At 46.0% G+C, this 11,392-nt stretch carries 11 protein-coding genes; 9 read left to right on the top strand and 2 right to left on the bottom strand.

Translation table 11 applies throughout. The features are described 5' to 3' along the window. The coding region (gene lepA, locus BQ9856_RS16280) for a translation elongation factor 4 (protein WP_077611976.1) at nucleotides 1-1,030 on the top strand (1,030 nt) is incomplete at its 5' end. Next, entirely contained in the window at nucleotides 1,020-2,234 is a 1,215-nt protein-coding gene (gene hemW, locus BQ9856_RS16275) for a radical SAM family heme chaperone HemW (RefSeq protein WP_077611975.1), read from the top strand. The genes lepA and hemW, both read left to right, overlap by 11 nt. Before the next feature lie 130 nt (nucleotides 2,235-2,364). Here the strand turns inward: hemW and BQ9856_RS16270 are convergent, their stop codons facing one another. Together BQ9856_RS16270 and BQ9856_RS16265 are read right to left on the bottom strand one after the other, a co-directional pair. Then, nucleotides 2,365-3,072, bottom strand: a complete 708-nt coding sequence (locus BQ9856_RS16270) for a 3D domain-containing protein (RefSeq protein ID WP_077611974.1) — start codon at nucleotides 3,070-3,072, stop codon at nucleotides 2,365-2,367. A gap of 217 nt (nucleotides 3,073-3,289) precedes the next feature. After that, nucleotides 3,290-3,868, bottom strand: a complete 579-nt coding sequence (locus BQ9856_RS16265; protein WP_077611973.1) for a 3D domain-containing protein — start codon at nucleotides 3,866-3,868, stop codon at nucleotides 3,290-3,292. Nucleotides 3,869-4,138: 270 nt separating this feature from the next. On the opposite strand from BQ9856_RS16265, the gene hrcA reads away from it, so the two are divergent. The 7 genes from hrcA (at nucleotide 4,139) to BQ9856_RS16230 (ending at nucleotide 11,383) form a co-directional block, all read left to right on the top strand. Further along, a complete protein-coding gene (hrcA, locus tag BQ9856_RS16260; RefSeq protein WP_077611972.1) occupies nucleotides 4,139-5,188 on the top strand; it encodes a heat-inducible transcriptional repressor HrcA in 1,050 nt (349 codons plus the stop codon). Between the two features lie 17 nt (nucleotides 5,189-5,205). Then, nucleotides 5,206-5,859: a nucleotide exchange factor GrpE gene (gene grpE, locus BQ9856_RS16255; protein ID WP_077611971.1), complete on the top strand. Its 654-nt coding sequence runs from the start codon at nucleotides 5,206-5,208 to the stop codon at nucleotides 5,857-5,859. A gap of 102 nt (nucleotides 5,860-5,961) precedes the next feature. After that, nucleotides 5,962-7,824 carry a molecular chaperone DnaK gene (dnaK, locus tag BQ9856_RS16250; protein ID WP_077611970.1) on the top strand — a complete coding sequence of 621 codons (1,863 nt, stop codon included), beginning with the start codon at nucleotides 5,962-5,964 and terminating at the stop codon, nucleotides 7,822-7,824. Between the two features lie 176 nt (nucleotides 7,825-8,000). Continuing rightward, entirely contained in the window at nucleotides 8,001-9,137 is a 1,137-nt protein-coding gene (gene dnaJ, locus BQ9856_RS16245) for a molecular chaperone DnaJ (protein ID WP_077611969.1), read from the top strand. A gap of 38 nt (nucleotides 9,138-9,175) precedes the next feature. Beyond that, on the top strand, nucleotides 9,176-9,745 hold the full coding sequence (locus BQ9856_RS16240) for a glucan-binding protein (protein WP_077611968.1): 570 nt from the start codon (nucleotides 9,176-9,178) through the stop codon (nucleotides 9,743-9,745). 127 nt (nucleotides 9,746-9,872) lie between these two features. Then, a complete protein-coding gene (locus BQ9856_RS16235; RefSeq protein ID WP_077611967.1) occupies nucleotides 9,873-10,193 on the top strand; it encodes a nucleotidyltransferase domain-containing protein in 321 nt (106 codons plus the stop codon). Nucleotides 10,194-10,636: 443 nt separating this feature from the next. Next, entirely contained in the window at nucleotides 10,637-11,383 is a 747-nt protein-coding gene (locus tag BQ9856_RS16230; protein WP_077611966.1) for a sulfite exporter TauE/SafE family protein, read from the top strand. The last annotated feature ends 9 nt before the right edge of the window (nucleotides 11,384-11,392 follow it).

Here is an 11,392-nt window from a genome sequence, read left to right as displayed (position 1 = left end):
TTACTTAACCGCCAGCATCAAGAATGTGAAGGATACGGCGGTCGGTGATACCATTACCCATGCGGACCGGCCATGCAAAGCACCGCTTCCGGGATATAAGAAGGTGACTTCCATGGTTTACTGCGGGTTATATCCTGCCGATGGAGCGCGCTACAATGACCTGCGTGACGCTTTGGAAAAGCTTCAGCTTAACGACGCTTCCCTGTTTTTTGAGCCCGAGACATCCCTGGCCCTTGGATTTGGCTTCCGCTGCGGATTCTTAGGCCTCCTGCATCTGGAGGTCATTCAGGAACGTTTGGAACGGGAATATAATCTGGATCTGGTGACCACAGCCCCAGGCGTTGTCTACCGCATTTATAAAAAGAACGGCGAGATGCTGGAACTGACCAATCCCTCCAATCTGCCTGATCCTACGGAAATCGAATACATGGAAGAGCCGATCGTCAGTGCGGAAATCATGGTGACCACGGAATTTGTGGGGGCCATTATGACCCTGTGTCAGGAACGCCGCGGAGTTTACCTGGGCATGGAATACATGGAGGCCACGAGGGCACTGTTAAAATATGAGCTTCCTTTAAACGAGATCATTTACGATTTCTTTGATGCCTTAAAATCCCGTTCCAGAGGATACGCGTCCTTTGATTATGAACTTAAGGGCTACGAACGGTCTGAACTGGTAAAATTGGACATCCTTGTGAATAAGGAAGATGTGGATGCCTTGTCCTTTATCGTCCATGCAGAATCCGCTTATGACAGAGGCAGGAGAATGTGCGAGAAGCTGAAGGATGAGATTCCGAGACAGCTCTTTGAAATCCCCATCCAGGCAGCCATCGGAGGCAAGATCATTGCCCGTGAGACGGTTAAGGCCATGAGAAAAGACGTTCTTGCCAAATGCTACGGCGGTGATATTTCACGAAAGAAAAAACTTCTTGAAAAGCAGAAGGAAGGTAAAAAACGTATGCGCCAGGTTGGTAACGTAGAGATACCACAGAAGGCATTTATGAGCGTACTCAAATTAGATGATGAATAAAAAGAATTTGGAAATTTACGTACATGTCCCGTTCTGTGTGCGTAAATGTGCTTACTGCGATTTCCTTTCTTTCCCGGGGAACCAGCGGATGCAGCGGGAATATACAGAAAAATTAGTGGAAGAAATGAAGTACCAGAGTGCCCGAGCCAAAGAATACCAGGTAGTCAGCGTATTCATAGGAGGAGGCACTCCTTCTATATTAAATATAGAAGATATGGCTGCAATTCTTCATGCTCTTAAAGATGGGTTTGAGATTCTTCCGGATGCGGAGATCACAATGGAGGCAAATCCCGGTACGGTCACGCCTGAGGCACTTTCCTGTTACCGGGAAGCCGGGGTAAACCGGATCAGCATGGGCCTTCAGTCCGCCGATGACAAGGAACTGCACTATTTGGGCAGGATCCATACTTATGACGAATTCCTGAAAAGCTATCAGAGAGTCCGCATGGCTGGATTTGATAACGTAAATGTGGATTTAATCTCAGCGATTCCCGGACAGACGTTGGAATCATGGAAGAATACCTTAAAAAAAGTGACCATGTTGAAACCGGAACACATATCTGCCTATAGTCTGATCGTGGAAGAGGGGACGCCTTATTATGACCGGTATGGGGAGCATGTTGAAATGGAAAACCATTCCTTGACGCCGGAAGAACGGCATCGTCTGATGTCCCTGCCGGATTTACCGGATGAGGATACAGAGCGTGAAATGTATTACCTGACCCAGGAATTTCTAAAAGAGCAGGGGTATGAAAGGTATGAAATATCCAATTATTCCAAAAAGGGTTACGAGTGCAGGCACAACATCGGCTATTGGACAGGAATGGAATATCTGGGCTTAGGTCTGGGCGCTTCCTCCTATATGAATGGATGCCGTTTCCACAACACTTCCATTTACAATGAGTATTGCAGCGCCCGTCTGGACCGGGAGGAAGCATTTGAAGGAGTGCTGAGGCAGGAGTTTGAGCGGCTGACCATAGAAGAAAGGATGGAAGAGTATATGTTTCTGGGGCTGCGTCTGACGAAAGGTGTCTCGGCCCACGGGTTTGTCAGCAGCTTTGGCCAGAACATACGGAATGTCTATGGCCCGGTGCTTGATCAAATGGAAAAAGACGGTCTTATGGAATTCAAGGATGGATTCTACCGTCTGACTTCCAGAGGCATTGACATCAGTAATTATGTCATGAGCCGGTTTTTGGCGTAGCCGGGACCGTTTATCAGTAAAAGGGCTGTCGCAAAATGATTTTTTCATACAATATATGGGTATTAACCAAGCAACCAGAAACCATATCTTGTTGAAATTTTCATTTTGCGACAGCCCCTTCACTATCATCTTATTGAACTAAATATACCTCAATATTCTGGGAGCCATAGGCACGGGTTTCCGCATGGGTGTTGAAGAAGATATCAATGTGGTTACCTTTTACCCCGCCTCCGCAGTCTTCCGCCGTATAGATCGTTCCTCCTATCATAATGCGGCTTCCGTAGGGAATGACTCTCGGGTCAACGGAAATGGTACGGTTTGCGGTTGCAATGGTTCCGGTGCTGGTACGTCCTCCCCAGCCCCCGGAGCATTTCCGGCAGGGGCAGTAAGCCGTGGTCCTGAAAACTCCCAGGGAACGGAGATTGGAACCGGCAAGGGCACCCACTCCGTGAACCTTGGTGCCTGACAGCTTCTGGCCGCCTGCATAGGCCTCGACCAGATAAGCACCATCTCCATAGGTATCCCATGATACAGGTATCTCAAATCCGTAGTTACCGGTTCCTGTCCCCTGGGAAGCAAGATCCTCCCGGCGGCCGGAGGCTGTGGTGGTAAGTTCCGCCACAACCTGTCCATTTGCCTGGTTGGTGATGACGACCTTTACATCAACGGAAGAGCTGGGATCGGAGCTGTTAAAGGCCCAGCCTCTCACGCTGCTTTCATCTGCATAGTCAATGACACCTGCAGTTTGAAGCGCAAAGGCATTAAATGTACTGATTAATAAAAATATCATCATTAGTAAGGTTCCAAAGAACCAGTGAATTTGATTTTCTTTTTGCATATTACAAATCCTTCCTTTCTTTTTTACAAACTGTAATATAAATTAATATAATATAAATATATGTAACAGTTTTGTAATAAATGAGGTACAAGTATTCATTTTACACTTTTTTCCAGATTTGTCAAGGAAATGAATAAAAAATCCTGTTTGGGGCACAAAAAAAGCGTTGCAGAAAAGCAAAGCGATTCGCTGTTCTGCAACGCCGTATGGGCGTTTCTTATGATTCAACAACTGCAAATAATTCTTTTGTCTGTCTTCCAAAAGCCAGAGCCTCTGCACGGCTGGAAAAGAAAATATCTATTTTTTTCCCTTTTACACTGCCTCCGATATCTTCAACGGTATAAACAATGCCATCAATCATGACCTTTGTTCCAAGAGGCAGGATCGTAATATCTGCGGATATGGTATGTTGAGGCCGGGGAATCGTGCCGGAATAGGTCCGGGATTGTCTGCCGGAACTTTCACTGTTGGGGCAATAGGCAGTAGCATTGAAGAATCCCAGGGATTCTCCTTTTTCATAAACCGGTCCGGCCGGTTCTGTTTTTTCCGGTTCTGCTGTTTTCCTGATACCGGGCCCGATTTCTTCCGAAGGCATCTCTGCATTGCTTGATGTTGCCACATTCCCGCTACTGTTCTTTATGATTCGGTCATCCGTTCCTACACTCCCGGACTGTGCTTCAGCCGCGGTTTGTTTATTTTCCGTGGTCTCGGCTGCCATCGCAGTCGAAGATAACAGCAGGATACAAAGGAGTGTCAGGAATCCAGTGATTCGTTTATGTCCTGAAAAACGTTTCATGATTTACCTCGCAATCGTGTTGTTATGGTGTATCAATTACCATTATATTACAGAAATGTTAAATGTCAAGTACAAATTGTCAACAGCTTTGTAATATTTGAGGGTCAATTGAGAAAAAATGTACAAGGAAGCCACAAAAACTTCACTGAAAATTTTTTAGGAATGTATTGACAAAAGTAGAAAAAAAGAATATATTATGAAATGAAGATGTTAGCACTCCTAAACGTTGAGTGCTAACAAAAAAAGAACTCAGAAAGGAAGTGTGGCAGTTTGAACGATAAGGATCAGTTGGATGAGCGGAAAGTTACCATATTGAAAGCCATCATCAAAACTTATCTGGAGACCGGAGAGCCGGTAGGATCCCGTACCATTTCAAAATATACGGATCTAAACTTAAGTTCTGCCACGATCCGGAATGAGATGTCTGATCTGGAGGAGCTTGGATACATTATACAGCCCCATACATCTGCAGGGAGAATTCCTTCTGACAGAGGATACCGCTTCTATGTGGACCAGATCATGCAGGAAAAGGAAGAAGAGGTCACTGAGATCAAGGATATGATGCTGAAACGGGTGGACAGGGTAGAGCTTCTGTTAAAGCAGATGGCTAAGCTTCTGGCCCAGAATACCAATTATGCGGCAATGATCAGCGCTCCCCAGTACCATCACAATAAACTGAAGTTTATCCAACTGTCAAAGGTTGATGAAGGAAAGCTTCTTGTGGTAATCGTGGTGGAAGGCAATATCATTAAGAATACCATGATCCCTATTCATACAGAACTAAATGACGAGGGACTTCTGAATCTTAACATTCTTCTTAACAATGCCCTCAATGGGCTGACCATAGAGGAGATTAATCTTGACGTTATCAGCAGGCTGAAGGTTCAGGCAGGTTCTCACAGCGATGTGGTAGACCGGGTGCTTACCGAGGTGGCATCAGCCATACGGGCCGATGATGAAGACCTTCAGATCTATACCAGCGGAGCCACCAACATTTTCAAGTATCCGGAATTAAGCGATGGAGAAAAGGCCAGTAAGCTGATCGGTACGCTGGAACAGAAGGAACTCCTGCAGGGACTGGTCGATGATGTGAATCACTCAGAAGGCGGCTCCGGAATCCAGGTATACATCGGTGATGAGGCACCGGTCCAGAATATGAAGGACTGCAGCATTGTAACGGCCAATTATGAACTTGGCGAAGGCTTAAGGGGCACCATCGGGATCATAGGGCCAAAGCGGATGGATTATGAAAAGGTACTCAGCACATTGCGCAATCTCATGACGCAGCTGGATACCATTTTGAAAAAAGATGAAAGGTGAAGGGAAGAACATTGAGCATGGAAGACATAAAAACAGATGAGAAACTGGCAGATGAGGCTGTGAATCCGGAGGATGCCGTTTCCGCTGAAAAAGAAATAGAGAGTACAGAAACCTGTGCAGAAGAAGGAACCCAGGAAGATGTTCCGAACGAAGAAGAGACCGGACCGGCAGAAGAAGATTCCAAAGCAGAATCCGGGAAAAAAGGTTTTTTCGGCAAGAGAGCAGAAAAGAAAGACCCAAGAGATGAGAAGATCGAAGAGCTGACGGACCGCCTGCAGAGAACCATGGCTGAATTTGACAACTACCGCAAGAGAACCGAGAAGGAAAAATCGGCCATGTTTGAAATCGGAGCCAGGGATATCATTGAACGGATCCTGCCGGTTGTCGATAATTTTGAAAGAGGCCTTGCAGCCGTTCCGGAGGAGGAAAAAGGTACTCCGTTTGCAGATGGAATGGATAAAATATACAAACAGCTTATGAAAACATTAGAGGAGGCCGGCATAAAACCCATTGAAGCGGTGGGAAAGCCATTTGATCCCAATTTCCATAATGCGGTAATGCATATTGAAGATGAGTCTCTGGGCGAAAATACAGTTTCTCAGGAACTCCAGAAGGGTTATACCTACCGCGACACTGTGGTCAGACATTCCATGGTGCAGGTAGCTAATTAAATATATAACATCCAGGAACAGGGTAATATCTTTATGCCCAAAAAGCGAGGGCAGAAAATAGGAAATATTTACATTTTGTTTATGAAATAGGAGGAAAAAACTATGGGCAAGATCATTGGAATTGACTTAGGTACAACAAACAGCTGTGTAGCCGTTATGGAAGGCGGTAAACCGGTTGTAATCCCTAACAGCGAAGGTGTAAGAACCACACCATCCGTTGTTGCATTTACAAAGAACGGAGAGAGACTTGTAGGCGAGCCTGCAAAGCGTCAGGCAGTTACAAATGCGGACCGCACCATCTCTTCCATAAAGAGACATATGGGTACTGATTATAAGGTAACCATTGACGGAAAGAATTACAGTCCTCAGGAAATCTCCGCTATGATCCTTCAGAAATTAAAAGCAGATGCAGAGGCTTATTTGGGAGAAAAGGTTACCGAAGCGGTTATTACAGTACCGGCATATTTTAACGATGCGCAGCGTCAGGCAACCAAGGATGCCGGTAAGATCGCCGGTCTTGATGTAAAACGAATCATCAATGAGCCGACAGCAGCCGCTCTGGCTTATGGACTTGACAATGAAAAAGAGCAGAAGATCATGGTATATGACTTAGGCGGCGGTACCTTTGATGTTTCCAACATTGAGATTGGTGACGGTGTAATCGAAGTACTTTCTACCAACGGTGATACTCATTTGGGCGGTGATGATTTTGATAACCGCATTACCCAGTGGATGGTAGATGAATTTAAGAAGGCAGAAGGCGTTGATTTGTCCGGTGACAAGATGGCAATGCAGAGATTAAAAGAAGCTGCAGAGAAAGCGAAGAAAGAACTTTCTTCCTCTACAACCACGAACATCAACCTGCCATTTATTACTGCTACTGCAGAAGGTCCAAAACATCTTGATATGAACTTAACCAGAGCAAAATTTGATGAACTGACCGCAGATTTGATTGAGCGTTCAACCGCTCCGGTACAGAACGCATTAAAAGATGCAGGTATCACAGCAGCTGAATTAGGAAAAGTACTCTTAGTTGGCGGTTCTACCCGTATGTTAGCCGCACAGGAAAAAGTAAAACAGTTAACAGGCAAAGAGCCTTCCAAATCCTTAAATCCTGATGAATGTGTTGCCATCGGCGCCAGCATTCAGGGCGGTAAGCTTGCAGGTGATGCAGGTGCAGGCGATATCCTTCTGTTAGATGTAACTCCGCTTTCCTTATCCATCGAGACAATGGGCGGCGTAGCTACCAGACTGATCGAGAGAAATACCACAATTCCTACAAAGAAGAGCCAGGTATTCTCCACTGCAGCAGACAACCAGACTGCCGTTGATATCCATGTAGTACAGGGTGAAAGACAGTTTGCAAGAGACAATAAGACTTTAGGCCAGTTCCGTCTTGATGGAATTCCGCCGGCAAGAAGAGGTGTTCCTCAGATCGAAGTTACATTTGATATCGATGCCAACGGTATTGTTAATGTTTCCGCAAAAGATTTAGGAACAGGCAAAGAACAGCACATCACCATTACTTCCGGATCCAATATGTCTGATACCGATATCGATAAGGCAGTGAAGGAAGCCGCTGAATACGAAGCACAGGACAAGAAACGTAAAGAAGGCATTGATGCAAGAAACGATGCTGACTCCATGGTATTCCAGACAGAAAAGGCTCTTCAGGAAGTTGGAGATAAGATTGATCAAAATGATAAAGCAGCCGTTGAAGCAGATTTAAATGCTTTAAAAGAAGCGATCAACAGGGCGCCTATCGATGATATGACAGATGCTCAGATCGAAGATATTAAGGCTGGCAAGGAAAAACTCATGACCGGCGCACAGGCACTGTTTGCTAAGGTTTATGAGCAGGCTCAGGCTCAGGGCGGAGCAGCAGGCGCAGGCCCTGACATGGGAGCAGCAGATGCTTCTTATCAGGACAGCGATGTAGTTGACGGCGATTACAAAGAGGTGTAAACTAGTCTGGTCGATTGACAGGGCTTTGGAAAAAGTGTTGTAGTGATACAGCACTTTTTCCGCAGGCATGAGTTTTTAGCGAAGGCGAGTGAAAGTGAGCCTGAGGTCAGGAACACAGCCGTTCGGCAAGCCATAGCTTGCCGAACTTCCCTAAGTATATGAAAGGTAGACCTAAGATGGCAGAAAGCAAAAAAGATTATTATGAGATCCTGGGCATTCCGAAAGATGCGGATGATGCAGCGATTAAGAAGGCCTACAGGGCATTAGCAAAGAAATACCATCCTGACACAAACCCCGGAGATGCTGCGGCTGCTGAGAAGTTCAAACAGGCTTCGGAAGCTTACAGCGTCCTTAGCGACCCGGATAAGAGACGCCAGTATGACCAGTTCGGTTCCGCAGCCTTTGATGGAAGCGGAGGGGCCGGCGGATTCGGCGGTTTCGATTTCAGCGGAGCGGACATGGGAGATATATTCGGAGATATATTCGGAGATATCTTTGGCGGAGGACGAAGAAGCAGCGCCCATTACAACGGGCCATCAAGGGGTGCCAATGTCAGAACCAGCATCCGGATCACCTTTGAAGAGGCGATTTTCGGCTGCGAGAGGGATATTGAAATAAATTATAAAGAAGAGTGCGCTTCCTGTCACGGAAGCGGTGCGAAATCAGGAACCTCTCCTGTTACCTGTCCAAAATGCAACGGAAAAGGAAAGATCATGTATACCCAGCAGTCGTTCTTCGGTCAGGTTCAGAATGTCCAGACCTGTCCGGACTGCGGCGGTACCGGAACCATTATAAAGGATAAATGTCCGGATTGTTATGGAACCGGATATATTACGAGGAGAAAGAAATTCAAAGTCACCATTCCGGCCGGAATTGACAACGGGCAGTCCGTACGCCTTGTCGGTGCAGGGGAACCGGGAACCAATGGCGGTGAGAGAGGAGACCTTTTAGTAGAGGCCGTGGTATCCAACCATCCGATTTTTAAACGTCAGGATACCAGCATCTTTTCTACAGTTCCGATCTCGTTTGCAAAGGCAGCATTGGGAGGCCCTATCCGCATTAAGACCGTAGACGGAGAGGTGGAATACGAAGTAAAGTCCGGAACCCAGACCGACACCAAGGTGCGCTTAAAGGGAAAGGGCGTTCCTTCTTTACGCAACCGGGCCATTCGCGGCGATCATTTTGTTACTCTGGTTGTCCAGGTGCCTGAACGTTTGACGGAAGCTCAAAAAGAGGCACTCCGCAAGTTTGACGATATCATGAGCGGAGCGGTGGAAAGCGATAAACATAAAAAGAAGGGAATCTTTAAATAGAAACGCTGGAAGGTACATGTTTGGAAGGAAGGGAAGGTATGGGAAGGTTTTCAAAGAAAATGGCTTTAGCAGCAGCTGTTATATGGATAGCAGCGCTGTTTCCGGCGGCCGTCATGGCCGATGACGGTCAGACAGTCAGGGATTTTCCGGGCTGGAACGGCTCCGGCACAAAAATCAGAGGGCCCATTGAGGGAAGTGTATCCTTTGACTGTTGGGACGACGACGATGACGACGATGATGATGATGACGGACCGGGAAGCTATAGCTATCAGAGGGGCTGGCGCTACAGCCCTGCCGGCTGGTGGTTTCAGTACAGTGACGGAAGCTGGCCTTCCAACAGCTGGAAGTATATCGATGGCAGATGGTACCGGTTTAACCAGGGAGGACACATGCTCACCGGCTGGTATACAGATGAGAACGGCTTCCGGTATTATTTAAATCCGGTGGATGACGGAACCATGGGTGCCATGAGGACCGGCTGGCAGATCATTGACGGAAAGGTTTATTATTTTAATACCTTGTCCGATGGCTATTTAGGGAAGCTGCTTACCAATACGGTTACTCCTGACGGATACAAGGTGGGAGCTGACGGTGCCTGGATTCAGTAAATTTTATCGAATGATTTTTAGAAGGTATGGCGGAAATTTTCTGCTGTACCTTTTCTTTTACTTGGTTATTATGTATAATAATTATAGAATAGAAATCTTGAGATGAGTGTTTGAGCGGAGGTATTTCATGAAACGGCATATGCAGTCAATTAACAGTGCTTTAAAGATACTTTGCAGTGAGGCATATAAACCATATATAGAAGCGGTTTATCTTTACGGAAGCTGTGCGAGAGGAGACCAAAAGTTTGACAGTGATGTTGATCTTTTATTGCAGTGCAATGATAAATTCACTCCGGCTATTGGACGCAGAATGAGGATTGATGCAATGCCGGATAATTGGAATCTGCCGGAAGTGGAATTGAAGTTCGTTTATGGAGACAGTTGGAAGACAGGGAGGGACCAGTTCTCACGTAATTTAGAAAAGGAAGGAGTTCTGCTAAAGCCTTGATTATATAAAACAGGAGACGCGCCAGATGACTGAAATGCTTCGGCCACAGACACGTCTCCTGTTTTTTCATTACAAATTCTAATTGCCTTTAGATTGTAATATGTGAAAATAGTTCCTGTTCCAATTCCGGTAACTCGGGCGGGTGTGATGGGGTGTAATGCATCAAGGAATTTCGTTTACTTGATATTTTTTTTGCCCTTGTTCCCGGAACGAAACAAAAGTCATTTTCATCCGTTCAATTAGTTAATGCATCAGCTGTCTTTTTTATTGCATTCTTTTTCAAAAAAAAATTATTTTTTTAAAAAAAGATGAAATAACCTCAAAAGTTCGTTGGTTTTATACGCTTGCAACCAATTTCATTGTATGTTATGATATCATGTGGTTTAGTAATAGGGAAGTTCGATCCGCCTGACGGCGGTCATACCAAAGAAAGGAAACGACACATGTACCAATATCTGATCGTGTGCCCTCTGGTTTTTCTGGCGGGCTTTGTAGATTCCATTGCCGGAGGGGGAGGTTTAATATCCCTGCCTGCGTATCTGGCAGCGGGCATACCGCCCCATTTGGCAATCGGGACCAATAAAATGGGTTCCACCATGGGAACCGTGATCTCTACGGCCCGGTTTGCTAAGAACGGATATATTAAAGTGAAGCTGTCCCTGCTTGCAGCGCTTTTTGCCATGATCGGTTCCACATTTGGGGCACATTTATCAATGCTTGCCAGTGAAAGGATATTAAAAGGAATGATGCTGTTGGCACTTCCGGTTGTAGCCTTTTATGTTCTTAAGAATAAGAATTTGGGAGACAGGCAGGAGGGCAGTGGCATTCCGGAAAGAACGATGTTTTTGATCACCATGGGAGCGGCGCTGGTCATAGGGTGTTATGACGGATTTTACGGGCCCGGGACTGGGACCTTTTTGCTGCTGATTCTGACCGGAATGGCAAAAATGGATGTGAGGTCTGCTTCCGGCACTACCAAGGTGATTAATCTGTCATCGAATATTGCGGCACTGGTTACATTTTTAATAAACGGAAAAGTCCTGATTCCTTTGGGACTGGCCTCCGGGCTGTTTTGCATCGCAGGTCATTACATAGGAGCTGGCCTTGTAGTAAAGAATGGGTTAAAGGTTGTGCGCCCGGTGGTACTGGTGGTGCTTGTCTGCCTGTTTGTGAAGATTATAAAAGGATAGAGGATTGCT

This window comes from Clostridium sp. Marseille-P2415 (genome assembly GCF_900155545.1).
GTDB lineage: Bacteria > Bacillota > Clostridia > Lachnospirales > Lachnospiraceae > Lacrimispora.
The sequence above is the reverse complement of the archived record's forward strand: the minus strand, read 5'-3'. Positions and strand labels throughout refer to the sequence as shown.

What these genes read in the sequence shown, in the direction of transcription:
- hemW (WP_077611975.1), top strand. Translation starts at nt 1,020, where the DNA reads ATGATGAATAAAAAGAATTTGGAAATTTACGTACATGTCCCGTTCTGT.
- BQ9856_RS16270 (WP_077611974.1), bottom strand. Translation starts at nt 3,072, where the DNA reads ATGCAAAAAGAAAATCAAATTCACTGGTTCTTTGGAACCTTACTAATG.
- BQ9856_RS16265 (WP_077611973.1), bottom strand. Translation starts at nt 3,868, where the DNA reads ATGAAACGTTTTTCAGGACATAAACGAATCACTGGATTCCTGACACTC.
- grpE (WP_077611971.1), top strand. Translation starts at nt 5,206, where the DNA reads ATGGAAGACATAAAAACAGATGAGAAACTGGCAGATGAGGCTGTGAAT.
- dnaK (WP_077611970.1), top strand. Translation starts at nt 5,962, where the DNA reads ATGGGCAAGATCATTGGAATTGACTTAGGTACAACAAACAGCTGTGTA.
- dnaJ (WP_077611969.1), top strand. Translation starts at nt 8,001, where the DNA reads ATGGCAGAAAGCAAAAAAGATTATTATGAGATCCTGGGCATTCCGAAA.
- BQ9856_RS16240 (WP_077611968.1), top strand. Translation starts at nt 9,176, where the DNA reads ATGGGAAGGTTTTCAAAGAAAATGGCTTTAGCAGCAGCTGTTATATGG.
- BQ9856_RS16235 (WP_077611967.1), top strand. Translation starts at nt 9,873, where the DNA reads ATGAAACGGCATATGCAGTCAATTAACAGTGCTTTAAAGATACTTTGC.
- BQ9856_RS16230 (WP_077611966.1), top strand. Translation starts at nt 10,637, where the DNA reads ATGTACCAATATCTGATCGTGTGCCCTCTGGTTTTTCTGGCGGGCTTT.